General features: G+C 65.2%; 16 protein-coding genes and 1 tRNA gene. 7 read left to right on the plus strand and 10 right to left on the minus strand.

Translation table 11 applies throughout. The annotated features are described in order from the left end of the window. Nucleotides 1-814: 814 nt before the first annotated feature. Complete coding sequence (locus KB874_RS20895) at nucleotides 815-2260, plus strand: DUF6880 family protein (protein ID WP_212538508.1); 1446 nt, start codon at nucleotides 815-817, stop codon at nucleotides 2258-2260. 215 nt (nucleotides 2261-2475) lie between these two features. Here KB874_RS20895 and KB874_RS20900 read toward each other — a convergent pair whose 3' ends face one another. The 6 genes from KB874_RS20900 to KB874_RS20925 all read right to left on the minus strand — a co-directional run bounded on the left by KB874_RS20900 (nucleotide 2476) and on the right by KB874_RS20925 (nucleotide 6326). After that, nucleotides 2476-2877, minus strand: coding sequence for a hypothetical protein (locus tag KB874_RS20900; RefSeq protein WP_212538509.1), 402 nt, complete (start codon nucleotides 2875-2877; stop codon nucleotides 2476-2478). Nucleotides 2878-3432: 555 nt separating this feature from the next. Further along, the gene (locus KB874_RS20905; protein ID WP_212538510.1) at nucleotides 3433-3840 is read right to left on the minus strand and encodes a helix-turn-helix transcriptional regulator; all 408 of its coding nucleotides are present in this window, start codon (nucleotides 3838-3840) and stop codon (nucleotides 3433-3435) included. A gap of 656 nt (nucleotides 3841-4496) precedes the next feature. Continuing rightward, nucleotides 4497-4997, minus strand: a complete 501-nt coding sequence (locus KB874_RS20910; RefSeq protein WP_212538511.1) for a hypothetical protein — start codon at nucleotides 4995-4997, stop codon at nucleotides 4497-4499. Between the two features lie 168 nt (nucleotides 4998-5165). Then, on the minus strand, nucleotides 5166-5381 hold the full coding sequence (locus tag KB874_RS20915) for a helix-turn-helix transcriptional regulator (RefSeq protein WP_212538512.1): 216 nt from the start codon (nucleotides 5379-5381) through the stop codon (nucleotides 5166-5168). 317 nt (nucleotides 5382-5698) lie between these two features. Then, nucleotides 5699-5968 (minus strand): hypothetical protein, encoded by a 270-nt coding sequence (locus KB874_RS20920; RefSeq protein ID WP_249200706.1) that lies wholly within the window; start codon nucleotides 5966-5968, stop codon nucleotides 5699-5701. Between the two features lie 268 nt (nucleotides 5969-6236). After that, nucleotides 6237-6326, minus strand: a tRNA-Ser gene (locus KB874_RS20925). 212 nt (nucleotides 6327-6538) lie between these two features. On the opposite strand from KB874_RS20925, the gene KB874_RS20930 reads away from it, so the two are divergent. From KB874_RS20930 to KB874_RS20945, 4 genes are all read left to right on the plus strand, one after another. Then, nucleotides 6539-7480: an SPOR domain-containing protein gene (locus KB874_RS20930; protein ID WP_212538513.1), complete on the plus strand. Its 942-nt coding sequence runs from the start codon at nucleotides 6539-6541 to the stop codon at nucleotides 7478-7480. Nucleotides 7481-7577: 97 nt separating this feature from the next. Then, a complete protein-coding gene (locus KB874_RS20935; protein ID WP_212538514.1) occupies nucleotides 7578-8747 on the plus strand; it encodes a D-alanyl-D-alanine carboxypeptidase family protein in 1170 nt (389 codons plus the stop codon). Then, entirely contained in the window at nucleotides 8744-9382 is a 639-nt protein-coding gene (tmk, locus tag KB874_RS20940) for a dTMP kinase (protein WP_212538515.1), read from the plus strand. Before KB874_RS20935 ends, tmk begins: the two co-directional genes overlap by 4 nt. Then, the gene (locus KB874_RS20945; protein ID WP_212538516.1) at nucleotides 9379-10500 is read left to right on the plus strand and encodes a DNA polymerase III subunit delta'; all 1122 of its coding nucleotides are present in this window, start codon (nucleotides 9379-9381) and stop codon (nucleotides 10498-10500) included. The genes tmk and KB874_RS20945 overlap by 4 nt, the downstream gene beginning before the upstream one ends. A 7-nt stretch (nucleotides 10501-10507) precedes the next feature. On the opposite strand, the gene KB874_RS20950 is transcribed toward KB874_RS20945, so the two are convergent. After that, nucleotides 10508-11572, minus strand: coding sequence for an Mrp/NBP35 family ATP-binding protein (locus KB874_RS20950; RefSeq protein ID WP_212538517.1), 1065 nt, complete (start codon nucleotides 11570-11572; stop codon nucleotides 10508-10510). 220 nt (nucleotides 11573-11792) lie between these two features. Between KB874_RS20950 and KB874_RS20955 the strand changes: the two genes are divergently transcribed. After that, nucleotides 11793-12011 (plus strand): DUF1127 domain-containing protein, encoded by a 219-nt coding sequence (locus KB874_RS20955; RefSeq protein ID WP_212538518.1) that lies wholly within the window; start codon nucleotides 11793-11795, stop codon nucleotides 12009-12011. Between the two features lie 505 nt (nucleotides 12012-12516). Then, nucleotides 12517-15648: a valine--tRNA ligase gene (locus tag KB874_RS20960; protein WP_212538519.1), complete on the plus strand. Its 3132-nt coding sequence runs from the start codon at nucleotides 12517-12519 to the stop codon at nucleotides 15646-15648. Between the two features lie 74 nt (nucleotides 15649-15722). Here KB874_RS20960 and KB874_RS20965 read toward each other — a convergent pair whose 3' ends face one another. From KB874_RS20965 to KB874_RS20975, 3 genes are read right to left on the minus strand one after another with little or no spacing between them, the layout of a single operon-like run. After that, nucleotides 15723-17309 (minus strand): 5-guanidino-2-oxopentanoate decarboxylase, encoded by a 1587-nt coding sequence (locus tag KB874_RS20965; protein ID WP_212538520.1) that lies wholly within the window; start codon nucleotides 17307-17309, stop codon nucleotides 15723-15725. Continuing rightward, entirely contained in the window at nucleotides 17309-18760 is a 1452-nt protein-coding gene (locus KB874_RS20970; protein WP_212538521.1) for a TrkH family potassium uptake protein, read from the minus strand. Before KB874_RS20970 ends, KB874_RS20965 begins: the two co-directional genes overlap by 1 nt. A 59-nt stretch (nucleotides 18761-18819) precedes the next feature. Continuing rightward, nucleotides 18820-19044: a hypothetical protein gene (locus KB874_RS20975; RefSeq protein ID WP_212538522.1), complete on the minus strand. Its 225-nt coding sequence runs from the start codon at nucleotides 19042-19044 to the stop codon at nucleotides 18820-18822. Between the last annotated feature and the right edge of the window lie 71 nt (nucleotides 19045-19115).

Genomic DNA, 19115 nt, shown 5'->3' on the forward strand with positions numbered 1-19115 from the left:
TAGGTTGCATTCGCACCAGTTGTGTGGCGAAGTCACAAAGTTCACGGCGCCACAACCTTCCTGTGGTTGTCGAAACGCTCCAATACTCGCTCAATCCTCTCTACTTGTCGGCTGCGCACATGGACACCTGTCCATCATTTATTTTGGCTTGTCTTTCCATGTTTCCCGCAATGGTGCGGTTACACGTCCGTCCGGCTGCGCTCGTCGCTGAGTGCGATCCTTCGTCTTGGGTGCTGCCGGGATGAAGCGCGACCAAAAATGCGTGTTGCTGAGCACCCCAGAGCTTGTGGTGATGAACCATAGATGAGCAAGTCTCCGACTCGCTTTAGTGGAGAAAATCACCGGGTTGTTAAGGAAAAGGTCTCGCGTCGTGCTGTTGATGATAAGGCATTGGAATGTCGTGAAAACGTATTCCGACTTGCTCGATGCGGCCCTGTCATACGCAAGGTTCTTCGAAGGCTTTCGACATCATGGACATGTCCAGGGGAAAGGTTTGGCAGGGCTGAGGCAAGGGGCAGTTCACTTGCCGTCAAGAGATCGCGGGCTTGATTCAGCTTAACAACAGGTTCAAAGGACAGCGGCAGATTTGTTGCCGGGGGAGCGACGGCGCCCCGAGGCATCCCCATGGTGCACCCGATTTCTTCTAGGACTTCGCGCGTCCATCGGTCCCTGGACGTTCAGCCTTTCCGAATCCATGGCGACAGGGGAGGGCTTGTCCCTGGCCGTCGCGGCGACCGGCGCATCCGTTGCCTTGGTGCAGGTGCGCTTTACCGTTACAGCTTGGCGTGATCGCGATGCTCGGAGAGGCAGTTCGATGGCCGGAAAGCCGCTCAACAAGAAGAACCTGGTTGCGCTGGGTGCCGACGCTCTGGCCGATCTCCTACTCGAGGCGGTCAAGGGCGATGCTGCGCGGCAACGGCGGGTCCGGATGGCGCTCTCTACCGAACAGGGTCCGCGCGAGGCTGCGGCCGATATGCGCAAGCGCTTTGCACAGATCCGGAAGGCACGCGGCTTCCTGTCGTGGAAGACGCAGCGCACACTGGCGCGCGAACTCACGGACCTGATCGGCGTGATCGACCAGCGCATTGCGCCGGAGGATGCGACCACCGCGTTCGACCTGCTCTGGTCGCTCCTGCACCTTGCCCCGGGTATCCATGAGCGCACGGACGACAGCAACGGCACGATCGGCGCGGTGATGGACGATGCGATGGACGTGATCGCACGCCTGGCGCCCCGGCTGGAGATTGACACGCAGGCGCTGGCCGAGATGGTATTCGACGCGATCATCGGTGACGAGCATGGCGCGTTCGATGACGCCGTGACGGCCCTTGGCGAGGCTCTGGGTGAAGCCGGACTTGCTCATCTCAAGACGCGCGCCGAAGCGGCGATCGCCATGCCGCTGACCGAGGCGGACCTCGCGCGTTACGACTTCGTCCAGGACGACACACGCAGGGCCGAACTGGCGCGCGACAGCCGGAACAGCAAGGCCAAGATCATCCTGCAGGATGTGGCCGATCTGCAGGGCGACGTGGACGCCTGGCTGGCACGCTACACGGCGGAGCAGCTGACTTTCCACACGATCGCCCCACAGGCCGCGCAGCGGCTGCTGGCGGCCGGACGGCCCGAGGACGCGTTGCGCATCGTGCAGAACTGCCTTGCGCGGCAGGACGTCAGGGACCGTTGGTTTGACATGCCCGACCTTGACGAGGTCCATTTCGACTGCCTCGAGGCACTGGGAGAGGAAGAGGCCTTGCGCGCCGCCCTATGGAGCAGGTTCGAAGGACGGCTCTGTGCCCCGACCCTGCGGCGCTACCTGGCACGGCTGCCGGATTTCGAGGACGAGGAGGCGCTGCTCAGGGCACAGGCCCATGTGTTGGCCTTCCCGGACGTCGTCACTGGGCTGGCGTTCTGCCTGTCCTGGCCTGATCCGGCGCTTGGGGCAAAGGTGGTTCTGTCGCGCACTGAGGATCTGGATGGGGACACCTATGAAGTCCTGACCCCGGCGGCCGAGGTCCTCGCACCGGAACATCCCTTGGCTGCGGTTCTGGTCTGGCGGGCGATGATCCGCTTTGCGCTGGAAAAGGCTCGGTCGGGGCGCTATGGCCACGCAGCGCGCCATCTGACATCCTGCGCGCAGGCCGATGCGGCAATCGATGACTATTCAGGGCATCCGGACCATCGGGCGTATTTGAGTGCCCTGCGTGAAGCCCATGGTCGGAAGACATCGTTCTGGGAACGGGCCGTGACCCTTTCGGGCTGAGCCACCATATCGGATTTCACCGGTTTGGGTCGCTTCGGGGGATGCGCTTGTCACCGGAGGTGCCCGGCGCTTCATTCAAGTCGCATGGCCCTCGCACAGGCTGGCTGAGCGCGGCAATCGTCGCGGAAGTTCGCGAAGAGCTTATCGTTTTCGATGACGCGGTCACGAAGCCGTTCAGCGATCTCCTGCAGTTCAACAATGGTTCCGTTGAGGGCTCAGATCTGCCGCTGTGCTTCCTGCAGATCTTCCACCGGCACCATCGCCTCGCGCAGGTCTGCAATGGTCGCGGATGCTGCATCCAGCTGGCGAAGCGCCTCGTTGCGCTCTCGATCGATCTGCTCGAGTCTGGCAAGGTGCAGCGAAATCGGGACAAATTCCTTGTCCAACCCAGCCTTGCCAGGACGTTGATTGCCCATGGCATTCACGGGCGCGAATACCTCGAACGTGTCGAAAGCGAGGATGAAGAACCGGTGCTTTTCCTTCCGGCAAAGTAGCATCGCGGTAGAGATTCTTCCTCGCGTTATGTGCAAAGCGCCAAGTTTGCCGTCGAACGTCCATTCATTTTCGACGAAGAGGAGCCTTGGCCGCCGGACGACGTGGATCCTGGCTGCATCCACGTCGTCGCATCTGCGATATTCTAGGACTTCGCAAGGTCGCCGCATCCCGCCTGGGTCTGGGGCGGGATGCAGCCATTCCAGACCGGAAGATCAGAACGCTCCGAACAGCGAGTTGTCGCTGTGGACAGGATCCGGGCTCTGCCGCGGCGTAGTTTGAACATCGCCACAATCAGCCCGTCGTTCACCTCCGAGGATTTGCCGCGCACGTCCGAAAGGCGTTCGTAACCGAGAGCCATCCGAACATCGCCCATGCCCTCCCTGGCCAGATTCTGCACCACCCGGTGGGCATTACCCATCCGCGCTTTTTCTATCTCGGCGATGAGGTGACGCGCTTCGAGAGCCCCGTAGAGGCCCCGTGTAGCGCCTCCTCCGATGCCGGCTACGTATCCGGCGGGCGGGGCCGCATACCCTCCCTGAGCGCTTGTATCGCGCGCAGCCTGGGTGGCTCCACGGGCCCGGGGTAGATGTCGCGGAGAAAGGTGATCCACGTCATTTCCGCCTCTGTAAGCTCCGGTGAGCCATCCGGAAGCTGGAAGCCCTCAACAACACGGCGGTTCATTTGCCGAAGATCCCGCGGATGGCGGCGCGGGCGCGCTGGGTCAGGCGAGGATCGGTGTGGTCGCTGGCGTCGCGGATTTCCTCGAGCCAGGCTGCCTCGTTCTGCGTGACGATCACGTTGAAGATGTCGCGCGTTGCCTTGAGGGTCGTTTCGAGACCAACCTGCTCAAGGGCAAGATTGAAGAGGTGCCGGGGATCGACCTCAAGCGCGGCGGCCATGGCCGGGACGCGATCCAGGGGAAGTTTCGTGGCTCCCGACTTAATCATGGATACAACGTTCGGGGTCTTGAACCCAGCTTCCAAGGCGATGTCGCGCTGCGACTTCCTGGGCGCCAGTTCGAGGATCCGACGGTCGATGAATTTCGCCAGGCGCGTCTCCGCGTGGGGATGTGTCCGTTTCGTCATGCTTCGCACTCCTGAACGCAGCAGCTCCCTGCTACTGCTGCGTTCGTTATTGCGATGGCGTGTATGGCAGTGCGTTGGGTTCCCGATGGGCGATGAGTCTACGCAGTAGGGTTATACTCGCGTCCCTCGGCCTTCGACCTCGTGACGCTGCGCTGGGGTTCTCGGCTCCAGGATATTCACCCGATGAGCACGCGTCATGGTGAGCGCGCTCGGTATATAGACAAGGCAGTATGCTGCCGCACGGAAGTTGTCGACCCGGCGAAGCAGGTTACTGAGAAGACCGCGAACAGCATCTGTCTTCGTTACGGGGCGGTGGGAGTTGCCGAAGCTCTTGATTTTGGTTCCCGCGTGGGCTGCTCGGAACTGCTTCGCGCGTCGAAACGCGCCACCTGTTTTCTGTAGCAACGTCGTCCGTGGGAGTGCGTTAGGTGCCGGCGGAGCGATGTGGCGATATAGCGGAGTATGCTCGCATCCCTCGGCCTTCGGCCTCGTGACGCTGCGCCGGATGCCTCGCTGCGCTCGGCACCTAAGAGATAAGGAGTTGTTCTTGATAGACAATAGAACGCAACCGCCGCTGGATTTACCCAGCGGTCGGAAGCTTTGACAAGGCTGTAGATGGTCACCCACGGAGTCTCCGGCAGGCCCCAGTCAGTCGCCTATTTGTTGTTCTGAAATTCCCGTGAGCAGACGAACGCTGTAAAGGCATCGTCGCTCCATAATTCCTTGGAACAATACTCGATCACACGCGGATCAGCAACGGTCTTCACGTCGACATCGCCAGATTTCACCAGCCCCTCCCAGTTCAGTTTGGCCTCGATCTCGAACCGCGCCTGCCTAGCCTTCGCAGTAGCGGATGGCGGCGCAGGATCGAGTTCGACGAGGAGATGCCAATGGGGATTGACCGCGGCCTTCTCGAGGAACGCGAACCACACGAGGCGCTCATCCGGACGCCTGTTCCATTTGGGACCGATAAGGAACCGGTTCATACGCGCGTCCCAGATCTTCAGGCGGTCCCTCATCGCGCGCGGGGTCAACGTGCTGTGGTTGGTCGCGAGAGTGACGAAGTAGTCGAACCGAAACTCGGACAGGCGGCTTACGAGTTCGGACTTCATACGCTGGCGCGCTGAAAGACTGTTGAAACTTGAGTGGAAAGTCATCGGGATCACCCATTTCTTGTGGTTTATGTGCACGGGGAAGGCCGCGGCGTCTCATGATCGTGTAAGGCGAGTGCGGCTCAACTACCGCATTCGGAACGGCGCCTAGCGCCGTTCCGCCTGGCATCAGCTCGCGGATGAGAGCTGCGACATCATTAAGCGACGTCGCGACTAGCCAATATCCAGGTGCATCAGGAAACACGCGCTCCGCGCGGCCTCCCAAGCCTCGATATCGGTCAGGCGCCACCGTGTCGTGCGGCCTCCGAGTTTCACCGCCTCGGGGAACTCTCCGTTCCGCTTCCACCGCCAGATCGAGTCCGCGGAAACGCCAAGACGCGTGGCCACCTGCTTCACCGAGAGGTATATGTCGTATCCATTTTGGGACATGCGTTCACTCCTGATTTTTTTATGCCCTTCAAGAGCCGAAGGCCACCAGGTTCAGCGGCAGTCCATCAGCTTGCCTATGTTTTTGCAATCACATGGGAGGGACGCATACGATTGCTCGAAAAAATCTTCGGCCTGGATGTCAGTCCGCGCTCCGCAGCTGCAAACGGCGCGGTGTAGGAGCCACACGCCCTGCCCTTGTGTCCGGCAGGAAGCACAACCAGCTCCGGTTCGTCTTGGTCAGCACCACTCATTTGTCCGCAGTGGGACGCGGCATGGACACCACTTACGCGGATAGTTCGGACAAGTCAGACATCGCCTCATCTCACGGCGACGGCGAAAAGTAACTTCCACGCCCGGGCGGTCAGCCGTGGATCGGTCTCGTTCGACACCTCGCGCAGCGCCTCGAGCCACGTCGTCTCATTCTCGATCACCAGAGTTCCGAAGACCGCGATCCCCTCCTGTGCCACATTTCCGGCTATCAACCCCTCGATGGCCATGTGCATCAGGTAAGCGGGCTCGAGCTTCAGCGCACGCGCCATCGATGGCACACAGTCGAGCGCCAGCTTGCTGGCGCCAGTCTTGATCATAGCGACCATGTTCGGGTTGGGGATCTCTGGGTCAGCGGCGATCTGACTTTGCGTCTTGGCCGGCTTCAACTTGGCGATCCGGCGATCAAGATACAGCTCGAACCGACTTGCGCCCGACTAGCCAGCCTACGAGGCCTTCAAAACGAAATTTGAAGCAATTGACTGCACGACGTGGCAGGCAATAGCGAATTTATTGGTGGCAAGGATGGTGGAACGATGCTTACACCCTTAGCATTACGAAATCATTTCATAGCGTTACAGGGCAATCTGGCGGAGGCTGTGGGATTCGAACCCACGGGACGCTTTCACGCCCAACGGTTTTCAAGACCGCCGCATTCGACCACTCTGCCAAACCTCCGCGTGCGGATGCAGATAGACCCGCCATGGCGATTCTGAAAGCGCACCGTGCCGGAAAATCGCGCATCCACGCGTTGCGGGCTTTTCAGAACGCGGACAAACGGTTAATCTGCCTTGCACAAGGGGCGGAAATCGCCCCGAAAGAGGCAGACGCGACCGGGTCAACCCGGCGCAGCCGCGGAACATGCGGACGACACAGGCAAGAGGCGGAACATGAGCTACCGGACATCGGCCCATCGCAGCACGGGTCTGCGCAACTCGGTCCTGATCGCGGGACTGGCCTTTTTGACCGCTTGTGCGGAAGGCCAGATGCCGGGATTCCTACAGAAATCCGGCGGGGACGAGACCGTCGCACGCGCCGCGACAGGCGGCGGCGGCACGGTCGAGCGCGACGTCGAGGCGCCCGAAGTCTTCCAGGCGACAGAGGCCGGTCTCTGGGACGGGCGGCCCTCGCTTGGCGGCGTCTGGGTGGCGCATCCGGACGTCACCGAACCGGAACGCGTCATCATCCGAAACGAGCAGAACGGCAAGTTCGTCATCGGCGCATTGTTCAGGAGGGAACGGCAGTCGCCGGGGCCGCGCCTTCAGGTATCCTCCGACGCAGCCGCCGCGGTCGGCATGCTGGCGGGCCAGCCCACGAACCTGAACGTCGTTGCCCTGCGCCGCGAGGAGGCCCCCGCAGAGGCCATGCCGATGGCCGACCCAATGGCCGCAGAGGGCGCCGTACCCTCCGCGCCCGAAGTCGCCGAAGGCGCGCTGCCTCCGGCCGATCCGGTCGTAAGCGGTTCTGCCGCAGCGATCGAGACCGCCGCGCTTGCCCCGGCAAAACCCACAATGCCCGCGGCCGCGATCACCTCGACGGACACGCCGCAAGCCACGCCCGCCGCCGCGCCGGCACCCAAACCGGCCAAGGCCTCGGGTCTGTCCCGGCCTTACGTGCAGATCGGCATCTTCAGCGTCGAGCAAAACGCCGAAAACACCGCCGTCGCCATGCGGCAGGAAGGCATGGTGCCCACGGTCAAGAAGCAGAATTCGCAGGGCAAGACCTTCTGGCGGGTCGTTGTCGGCCCGGCGCAGGACAAGGGCGAGATGGACGTGCTGCTGAAGAAGATCAAGGGAAGCGGCTTTACCGACGCCTACGCCGTCAGCAACTAGATGCCGACGCAGGCCCGGGCGGCGGGATGACACCCGCCGCACTTTGCGCGATAACCGCAAGGACATGACTCGCATCTCGCAAGGGAGCCTGCCGCCCATGACCGCCCTGCCCCGCCGCCTCCTGGCCTCCGCCGCCCTGATCGCCCTGACCGCCGCGCAGGCTTGGGCATTCGACACGCGCGCCAACGCCGCCTTCGTGATGGACCAGACCACCGGCACCGTCCTGCTGGCCAAGCGCGCCGACGAGGCGTTGCCGCCGGCGTCCATGTCCAAGCTGATGACGCTGTACGTCGCCTTCGAGGCGGTCCGCGACGGGCGCCTTTCGTTGAGCGAGGAACTGCGTGTCTCGCAGCATGCGATGGATTACGGTGGCTCGACACTGTTTCTGCGGGCCGGCGAGCGTGTGAAGGTCGAGGACTTGATCCGCGGGATCATCGTGCTGTCGGGCAACGACGCCTGCGTCGTGCTGGCCGAGGCGCTCAGCCCCGATGGCACCGAAGACGGCTTTGCCCGCATGATGACCCAGCGGGCGCAGCAGATGGGCATGACCAACTCGATCTTCAAGAACTCGAACGGCTGGCCCGCCGCGGGCCATGTCATGTCGATGCGCGACCTCGGCCTTCTGGCGCGCCGCCTGATCGAGGATTTCCCGGAATTCTACCCGATGTTCGCCGAACAGGAATTCCTGTTCGATCCCAACGAAAGCCAGAACCGCTTCAACCGCAACCCGCTGCTGGGGCTGGGGATCGGGGCCGACGGGCTAAAGACCGGGCATACCCAGGAGGCCGGATTCGGGCTGGTGGGATCGGCCAGGCAGGGCGACCGGCGGGTGATCTTCGCCATCACCGGTCTGGATACCGCCAAGGCGCGGGCCGAGGAATCGGAATCGATCGTGAACTGGGCCTTTCGGCAATTCGCCGAACAGACCGTCGTGACGAAGGATACCGCCATCGCCGAAGCCGATATCTGGATGGGGGCCGAGGAAAAGGTGGGCCTGGTCGCGCGTGAGGACCTGACGCTGCTGCTCCCCACCGCGCCGGTCGAACCGCTGAAGGCCGAGGTTGTTTATACCGGACCGATCCGCGCGCCGGTGACCGAGGGCCAGCAACTGGCCGAGCTCATCATTCGCCCCGAGGGCCTTGAAGAGACGCGCCTGCCGCTATTCGCGGACCGCGCGGTTCCGGCGGCCGGATTCGTCGACCGGGTGATGACCGCCGGGCAGCACCTTCTGGCGCGCGTGCAGAACCGCCCCGGGGATGCGATGTGACGGGCGGGGGACTGTTCGTCAGCTTCGAGGGCATCGACGGGTCGGGCAAGTCCACGCAGGCGCGGCTGCTGGCCGACCACATGCGCGAGCTGGGCAATGACGTGATCCTGACGCGCGAGCCGGGCGGCAGCCCCGGCGCCGAAGAGATCCGCGCCCTGGTCCTGCAAGGCGACCCCGATCGCTGGTCGGCAGAAACCGAATTGCTGCTGTTCACAGCCGCCCGCCGCGACCACCTGGAACGGACGATCCGCCCCGCGCTCGAAGCGGGCAAGGTCGTGATCTGCGACCGGTTCGCCGACAGCACGCGGATGTATCAGGGCCTGTCGCGGGGCGATCTACGCGCCAAGGTCGACCGCCTGCATGACCTGATGATCGGGCTGGAGCCGCACCTGACGCTGCTGATCGACATGGACCCGGGCGCCGCCCTGACCCGCGCCAAGGCCCGTGCCACGCCCGAGGAGCGGTTCGAGGATTTCGGCCTCTCGCTGCAAGAACGCATGCGGCAGGGCTTTCTGGACCTCGCCCGCGAATTCGCCGCCCGCTTTGTCGTGATCGACGGCAATCGCGCGGTCGATACGGTCGCCGCCGACGTCCGCGCCGCGGTCTCTGCCCGGCTGGCCGTCGCCGTGTCATGAGCGATCTGATCGACCTGCCCGAACCGGACGTCATCGCAGGTGCACCGCATCCGCGCATGGCACCCGTCGTCCTTGGACAGGCCGCCGCCGAGGCCGAGTTCCTGGCCGCCCATGCCTCGGGGCGGCTGCATCACGGCTGGCTGCTGACCGGCGCGCAGGGAACCGGCAAGGCGACGCTGGCCTGGGCGATGGCGCGCTTCCTGCTGACGACACCGGAAGAGTCCGGCGACGGGCTGTTCGGCGCGCCGCCCCCGCCGCAAGATTTGCATGTCGAGCCAGAGCACCCCGTCGCGCGCCGGATGCGCGCGCTGTCGGAACCGGGCCTTTTCCTGCTGCGCCGTGGGCCGACCGACAAGGGCGACAAGCTGGCCGCGCAGATCAGCGTCGGCGAGGTGCGCAAGCTGCATCGGTTCTTCAGCCTGTCGGCGGCGGATGGCGGGCGGCGCGTGGTGATCGTGGATGCGGCGGACGAGCTGAACATGCAGGCCGCCAACGCGTTGCTGAAGATGCTCGAGGAGCCCCCCGCGCGCACCACCCTGCTGCTCATCAGTCACCAGCCCGCGCGGCTCTTGCCGACGATCCGCTCGCGCTGCCGGACTCTGCGGCTGGCGCCGCTGGCGCCCGCTGACATGGCCCGTGCGCTGGACCAGGCGGGCGTGGTCATCGCGCCCGAGGACGCAGGCGCACTGGCGGAACTGGCCGGCGGCTCGGCCGGGGCTGCCATCCGGCTGGTCAACCTTGACGGGCTTGCGCTTTATCGCGAATTGCTGGCGGTGCTGGCCAGCCTGCCGACGCTGGACCGCGGACGCATGATGGCGCTGTCCGAGACGGCCGGCCGCAAGGGCGCCGAGGACCGGCTCGGCCTGCTGCTGACACTGACCGACCAGCTTTGCGCCCGGATCGCGCGCACCGGCGCCACGGGGCATCCCCCGGCGGTCGAGATCGCGCCAGGAGAGGGAAAGGTGCTGACCCGCCTCGCCCCCGATGCGCGGGCCGCGCAACGATGGGCGGCGGCGGCGCAGGCGGCGTGCGACCGCGCGCGCCATGCCCGCGCGGTTAATATCGACCCGGCATCGCTGGTGACGGACCTGGTCCTGCACCTGGCCCGCGCGGTCTGAGCGCGCCTCAGACGATCCCGCCCGAGATCAGGCGATCGGCCAGCCGCGCATAGGCCTCGGCCATCGGCCCGCTGCCGGTCGCGACCGGAACACCGCCATCCCCGCCCAGCCGCGTGTCGAGGTCGATGGGCAGTTGCGCCAACAGCGGCAGGCCCAGCCGCTCGGCCTCGGCCGCGACGCCGCCATGGCCGAAGATATGGCTGTCCTTGCCGCAATGCGGGCAGGTGAACACCGCCATGTTCTCGATCAGGCCCAGCACCGGCGTCTTGAGCGTGGCGAAAGCGTCGAGCGCCTTTTTCGCATCCAGCAGCGCCACGTCCTGCGGGGTGCTGACCACGATGGCGCCTGCGACCTCGGATTTCTGGCACAGTGACAGCTGCACGTCGCCCGTGCCCGGCGGCAGGTCGACGATCAGCACGTCCTGCTCGCCCCAGTCCACCTGCATCAGCATCTGTTGCAGCGCCCCCATCAGCATCGGCCCGCGCCAGACCACAGCCTTGTCCTCGGCCAGCATCGAGCCGATGGACATGACCGTGACGCCATGCGCGCGCAGCGGAATGATCGTTTTGCCGTCGGGGCTGGCGGGGCGCTGGGTCAGGCCGAACATGCGCGGCTGCGATGGGCCGTGAATGTCGGCATCCAGAAGGCCCACCCGCTTGCCCGCCCGGGCCAACGCCACGGCGAGGTTCGACGAGACGGTAGATTTGCCCACGCCGCCCTTGCCAGACCCGATGGCCAGGATCGTCTTGACGCCCGGCGGGCGCATCGGCCCGGCCTGCGCCGTGGGATGGCCGCCGAGCTTGAGCTGCGGCGCCTTGGGCGCGGCGGCGTGCGCGGTCAGGACGGCGCTGACGCCAGTCACGCCCGGCACCTGCATCACCGTGGCCTCCGCGGCGCGGCGCAGCGGCTCCATCTGGCGGGCAATTTCGGCGCTGGGCGCCTCGATGACGAAACGCACCGCACCACCCTCCACCGTGAGGGCACGAATCAAGTCACGCGATACGAGGGACCCACCATCGGGCAGCGCGAGTCGCGCGAGCGCCTCAAGCACCTTGTCCTTGGTTAACGACATCTTTGCATCTCTCCTTGCAAGGGACTGCTGGCAACCTTCCCTTGCGTCACCGCCCGGAAAAGATGCCGATTGCTGACGCCTTAGGCGTAAGTCGCACGAATCCAAGGGTTTGCATATGCAATTGCTGCATGGCAGCATTGTCGAGCGATGCATTGTGCAGTTGCAGCATTAGCGCCATCTTGGGTGCAACAGGAAACGACAGCCACTGAGGCACAGGAACATGGCATACGCAAGCAACTCGAACAGTGCATCCCGGGGCGGCCCCGTCGCCCGGGTCGAAGCACTGATGATCGACGTCCGGGCGCGCCTGGCGCGCCGCCGTCTCTACAAGCAGACCTTCAGCGAACTGGCACAATTGTCGGATCGTGAACTGGCCGATCTGGGCCTCAGCCGGTGCGACCTGCGCCGCCTGGCCTGGCAGGCCGCCTACGAGGTCTGAGACATGACGGCAGTCTCATCGAACCTCCCTTCGATGACGCTGCCGACACGATGGGGCCTCTGCCCCGACCGATGACCGGCTCTCTCCTCCCAACTGGGCCGACATCGACAGCGACGGTGCCTCTCCTCCTCCCTGGCACCGTCGCACCGACATTCAGGGGCGAAAGCCCCAAACAGATGTGATGGCCGCTCTCCTCCTCCCTGCGGTCAGACACTAGGCGGCGGTGCCTCTCCTCCTCCCTGGCACCGCCGCGCCAGATTTCGATCGGAGCCCCTCTCCTCCTCCCTGGGGTGTCCGTTACCTGAACGGCGGCGCTCTCTCCTCCTCCCTGAGCGTCGCCGTTTTTTCGTTTTGCCCTGCCAGAAACCAAAAAACGTGTGGGGCAATATCCTCCTGCGCAACACCTGGCGCGGCCCCTCACCTCCCCAATCAGGGAGCCTCCCCCTTCCAATCCCGTCCCCATCCGGCTATCTGCCGAGGCAACGCATCAGACGGGACGAAAGCGATGGAAAAGAGCTTCAACGCAGCCGAGGTCGAACCGCGCATCTCGGCCGAGTGGGAACAGGCGGGCGCCTTCCGCGCCGGTGCGAACCGCAAGCGCGACGAGTCCTTCTGCATCATGATCCCGCCGCCCAACGTGACGGGCGCGTTGCATGTGGGCCATGCCTTCAACAACACGTTGCAGGACATCCTCGTGCGCTGGCACCGGATGCGCGGCTTCGACACACTGTGGCAGCCGGGGCAGGACCATGCCGGCATCGCAACCCAGCTTCAGGTCGAAAAGCGGCTGATGGCCGAGGAAGGCAAGAAGCGGACCGACCTGAGCCGAGAGGAATTCCTGTCCCGGGTCTGGGACTGGAAGGCGCAATATGGCGGCACGATCATCAACCAGCTGAAGCGGTTGGGCTGTTCCTGCGACTGGGAGCGGAACGCCTTCACCATGTCCGGCGCGCCCGGCGCGCCCGAGGCGGACTCCAAGGGCAATTTCCACGACGCCGTGATCAAGGTCTTCGTGGACATGTACGAAAAGGGCCTGATCTATCGCGGCAAGCGACTGGTCAACTGGGACCCGCATTTCGAGACGGCGATTTCCGACCTCGAGGTCGAGAACATCGAGGTCGCGGGCCACATGTGGCACTTCAAGTATCCGCTGGCCGGCGGCGAGACCTATGAATACGTCGAGAAGGACGCCGACGGGAATGTCACCCTGCGCGAGACGCGGGATTACATCTCCATCGCCACGACCCGCCCCGAGACCATGCTGGGCGACGGCGCGGTGGCCGTGCACCCCTCGGACGAGCGTTATGCGCCCATCGTCGGCAAGCTCTGCGAGATCCCGGTCGGGCCGAAAGAACATCGCCGCCTGATCCCGATCATCACCGACCTTTATCCCGATCCGACTTTTGGCTCGGGCGCGGTGAAGATCACCGGCGCGCATGATTTCAACGACTACGAGGTCGCCAAGCGTAGCGGCATCCCGATGTATCGCCTCATGGATACGAAGGGCTGGATGCGCGACGACGGCCTGCCCTACGCCGAGGCCGCCGCCATCGCGCAAGAAGTCGCGCGGGGCGAACGCAGCCTGACCGAAACCGAAGCCGATACGCTGAACCTCGTCCCCGACCATCTGCGCGGGATCGACCGGTTTGCCGCCCGCGACATGGTGATCGACGAGATCACAGCCGAGGGGCTGGCGGTGATGATCCGCGCGGACGATCCGCGCCTTGGCCGCAAGCTTGGCGAGGATGACGATCCGGCGGCATTGGTGCCCTTGGTCGAGGCCAAGCCGATCATGCAGCCCTTCGGCGACCGCTCGAAGGTCGTGATCGAGCCGATGCTGACCGACCAGTGGTTCGTCGACGCCGAAAAGGTCGTTGGCCCCGCGCTGGACGCGGTGCGCTCTGGCAAGATCCGGATCATGCCGGAAAGCGGCGAAAAGACCTATTTCCACTGGCTCGAGAACATCGAGCCCTGGTGCATCAGCCGCCAGCTCTGGTGGGGCCACCAGATCCCGGTCTGGTACGGGTTCGACCTGTCGGGCGAAGGCTTCTCGGACGACGAGGGCGACGGCGCGCTGGACCTGGTCGAGATGGGCCGCCTGATGAACGCCCAGACGCTGCTGCGCGGCGAGGAACGCCACCACGCGGCGCATGACTTCGGCGCGGTCAAGGCGCAGTTCGACGACGTGCTCGCCGGGCTGCCCACGCCGCTGAACCACGCCCGCGTGGTCGAGGTGTCCGACCGGAACGCTGCGGCGCATCTGCTTGCCGAAACCCTGGCCGACTACGAGGCGTCGCAAGACCCGACCCGCCTGGTCTACCCGGTCTGGCGCGACCCCGATGTTCTCGACACCTGGTTCTCCTCCGGTCTCTGGCCGATCGGCACGCTGGGCTGGCCCGAGCAGACTGATGAACTAAAGCGCTTCTTCCCGACCGACGTGCTGATCACCGGCTTCGACATCCTCTTCTTCTGGGTGGCACGGATGATCATGATGCAGCTTGCGGTGGTGGATCAGATCCCGTTCCACACGGTCTACCTGCACCAGCTCGTCCGGGACGAGAAGGGCAAGAAGATGTCCAAGACCACCGGAAACGTCATCGACCCGCTGGAGATCGTGGACGAGTTCGGCGCCGATGCGCTGCGCTTCACCAACGCGTCGATGGCGTCAATCGGCGGTGTGCTGAAACTGTCGGTGGATCGGATCAAGGGCTATCGCAATTTCGGCACCAAGATCTGGCAGGCGGCGTCTTTTGGCGACCTGAAAGGTATCTGGGAGGTGCCGCACCAGGCCGCGGTGCCGGCGGCGACGCTGCCGCTCAATCGCTGGATCATCGGCGAGGTGGCAATCCTGCGCGAGACGGTGGACGCGGCACTGGCTGAATACCGGTTCAACGATGCGGCGAATGCGCTTTATGCCTTCTTCTGGGGCACGTTCTGCGACCGGTATCTGGAATTCACCAAGCCGGTCTTCGACGCGGGCGGGGCCGAGGCGGACGAGACGCGCGCGGTCTATGCCTGGGCGCTGGACCAGGCGCTGATCCTGCTGCACCCGTTCATGCCCTTCCTGACCGAAGAACTCTGGGGCCACAAGGCGCGGCCCAAGATGCTGGTGCACGCGGACTGGCCCGAAAGCCTGACCTCGGCGCTGGTCGATGCGGATGCGGCGGCCGAGATGCGCTTCGTGATCGAGGTGATCGACGGCGTGCGCTCGGCCCGGGCGCAGGTCAACGTGCCGGCGGGCGCGCAGGTGCCGATGCTGGTCATGGGGCTGGACGACGCGGCGCGCGGCGCGTGGGAGCGCAATGCCCCCCTGATCCAGCGCCAGGCGCGGATCGAGTCGCTGGACACGGTCACGGCCTTCCCGAAGGGCTGCATCACGATTCCCGTGGGCAGCGCCACCTTCGGCCTGCCCGTCGCCGACCTGATCGACGTCGCGGCGGAAGCGGCGCGGCTGGAGAAGTCGCTGGCCAAGTTGGGCAAGGAGATCGGCGGGCTGAAGGGACGGTTGTCGAACCCGAAATTCGCCGAAAGCGCGCCCGAGGAGGTCGTCGAGGAGACGAAGGCCAACCTCGCCGCGCGCGAAGAAGAGGCGGCGACGCTTCAAACCGCGCTGGACCGGCTGGCCGAACTGGGCTGACACTTGGCGGGGATTGGGCTGCCCCCGTCCCTTCGGGACTCCCCCGGGATGTTTGAGGCCAGAAGAAGCCCCGGTCAGAGCATGGCCGGGGTCATCCTTATGACGGTGGGAACGGGGGCGCCGAAGGCCTCTCGCAGCGCGGATTGCAGCGCGGCCAGGCTGTCTGGCTGCGCAGCACGGGCACCGTAAGCGCGGGCCAGGGCGAGGAAATCCGGGTTGCGCGCGGTCACGGCTGTGGGGGCGATCTGCGACCGGGTCATGGCGTCGCGGATCTCGCCCAGCGCGGCATTGTCCCAGACGAGGATCGGCAGGCCGAGTCCCAGTTCCACGGCGGTGCCGAGTTCCGGCAGCGTATACTGCAGGCCGTAATCGCCGAGGATCGCCACGGTGGGCAGGCCGGGGCGCGCGACCGCGCCGCCGATCGCCGCCGGCAGCGCGTAGCCCAGCGTGCCGAAACCCACCGGGTGGTGCCAGTGACCCGGTCGGGGCATGTCCCAGACCTCTGTCGCGGCATAGGCGAATTGCGTCATGTCGGACCAGATCATGGCGTCGTCGGGCATGACGGCACGCAGCGCATCGACGGTTTCCACGATGGCGGGGCGCTCGGCCATGACCTCGGCCCGCCAGCGGGCACGGGTGGCGGCGACCTCTGCCGCATCCCAGCCGGAGGGGGCGTCGTGGTCGGACGTGGCGAGGGCCGAAGCCATGGCGCGAAGGAGTGCACCGGCATCGCCGAGAATGGGCGTATCGCCGGCGCGGGCCTGCGCCAGCATCCGGGGATCGAGATCGACACGGATCATCGGGGCGTCATGGCCGAGGTCGCCGCGCCAGAGATCCGTCTCGCTGAGTTCGGTGCCCAAGGCGATCACCAGGTCGGCACTGGCCAAGACGCGGGCGCTGTCGGGCCGGGGCAGGAAGCTGCCGAAATGCAGCGGCGCCTCGACCGGGACCAGGCCGCGCCCGGCGATGGTGGTAAAGCTGGCGGCACCCGTCCCTCGCAGCACGGCGGCGATGGCCCCTGCGCCGGCGCGCGCGCCGCCGCCGAGGATGAACACGGGCCGTTGCGCCGCAAGAACCCGGTCGAGCACGGCGCGCACCTGCGCCACGTCGGCCTGGGGCAAGGTGGGATGCGCCGGTGCCGGACCAAAGGGTTCGGCCGGAGCGCCGAGCGCCGCAATGGGCACATGGATCGCCTTGGGGCGCGGGCGGGCGCTGGCGAATTCGGACAGCGCCCGGTCGACCAGCGCATAGGCCGCCTGCGGCGAACGCGCCTCTTCGGACCAGTCGCAAACCGTGGCGGCAGCGGCCCTTTGGTCGCGCATCTGGTGCAATTGGCCACGACGCGCCGCCGTCTCGTCCAGGCAGGAGGCGAGGGCCAGGACCGGCACGCTGTCGCTGTAGGACTGACCCAGGGCGGTCATGGCGTTGACCAGGCCCGGCCCGGTGATCAGATAGCAGACGCCCGGCCGTCTCGTCGCGCGGGCATAGCCATCGGCCATGAAGGCCGCACCCTGTTCATGTCGGGCGAGGACGTGACGCAGACCGGCCTCTTCAAGCCCTCGATACATCTCGATATTGTGCACGCCGGGAATGCCGAAGACGACGTCCACCCCCCGGTCCTTGAGCATGTGCGAGATTTGCGCACCCAGCGGTCTTGGCATCAGGCCCTCCAGAATCGGACGGTGAACAGGGCGTAGACGGCCAGCAATTCCAGCCGCCCGGCCAGCATGCCAAAGCTCAGCATCCACTTGGCCGTGTCGTTGAGCCCGGCGAAATTGCCCGCCGGGCCGATCTGGTCTCCGAGGCCGGGGCCGATATTGCCCAGCGCCGTCGCCGCCCCCGAAACCGAGGTGATGAAGTCTAGCCCGGTCATCGACAGAGCGACCGACAGAACCCCCAGCGAGACCACGAAGAAGACGAAGAAGGAGATCACCGAGGACAGGACCTCGTCGCTGACGGGTCGGCCCTGAAAGCGCGGGACAAAGACACCGTGCGGCGCGCGGATGCGGCGGAGCTGGACCTTGATCGAGGCGAAAAGCAGCTGGTAGCGGAAGATCTTGACCGAGCAGGCGGTCGATCCGGCGCAGCCACCGATCAGCCCGATGAAGAAGAACAGCATGATCAGGAATGGTCCCCACTGCATGTAGTCGACGCTGGCATATCCCGTGCCGGAGATGATCGAGGTGATGTTGAACAGCGCCTCGCGCAGGGCCTGTTCGTGATCGTGGGGGAAGAGGAAGAACAGGATCGACCACGCCATGCCGACAAGCACCGCGATGGTGCCGAGAAAGGCACGGATCTGGCTATCGCTCAGCATCGGCCGCGGGTTGCGGGTGGCCATCAGCTGGACATAGCGGACGAAAGGCAGTGCCGCGAGGATCATGAAGACCGAGGCCACGTATTCCGCCGGTCCCTGGAATACGCCGAAGCTGGCGTCGTAATTGCCGAAACCGCCGGTCGATACGGTGGTCATCGCATGCACCGTGGCGTCGAAGGCGTTCATGCCCGTCAGCAGGTAACACAACACGCAGAGCAACGTCAGCGAGACGTAGATCGTCGAGATCGAGGCGCTGATCTGGGTCGCACGGGGCAGGATCTTGCCCATCGTGTCGAAGGCCTCGGAGCGGAAGATCTGCATGCCACCGACGCGCAGCTCCGGCAGAAAGACCATCGCCACGACGATGATGCCAATGCCGCCCAACCATTGCAGCAGCCCGCGCCACAACAGCAATCCCTTGGGCAGGGTCTCAAGCCCGGTGAATACCGTCGAGCCGGTCGTGGTCAGGCCCGACATCGCCTCGAAAAAGGCATCGGTGAAGCTGGCCTGCGTTGCGCCGAGCGCAAAGGGGATAGCGCCAAAAACCGGCAGCGCCACCCAGACGCCGGTGGTCAGAAGAAAGGTCTGCTGCAGGCTCAGCCCTTCCTTGACGCCGTTCGAGCAGGCCAGCGCGGTCATGCCGCCGGCCAGCATCGTGATCACGGCGCTTTCGAAGAAGACCGGCCATTCGCCCCGCCCCTCGGCGATGTCGACCAGCATCGGCAGCAGCATGGTGGCGCCGAGACAGGCCACCAGCAGGCCGATCACATAGGCGACGGGGCGGATATCGAACATGGCCGCAGCGTTGGCCCGCCTGACCCGGACTGTCAAGCGTGACGCGAGAGCCCCGGCGCTCAGCCCATGAGGTCGCGAAAGACATGCGGCAGGATGCCCTCGCGGTCGATGCCCAGATGGGCCAGTTCCTCGTCGCTGGAGGCCTCGAGCGCGATGATCTGGGGCAGGCGCGCGCGCCGGATTCGGCCGGGATTGAAGCCGAATCCGACTCCGGTCAGGAAAAGGTCGATGCGTGGCCCAAGGGCGTCATGGCCCATGGCGATCCGCACGTTATCAGTCGGCATTTCGGAAACCTCCTGTCTGGCGATCGGTTTCCTCCCACCCGGGCAGCATGGGGCAAAAGGCTTGCCCACCG

The organism is Thetidibacter halocola (assembly GCF_018224955.1).
GTDB lineage: Bacteria > Pseudomonadota > Alphaproteobacteria > Rhodobacterales > Rhodobacteraceae > Thetidibacter > Thetidibacter halocola.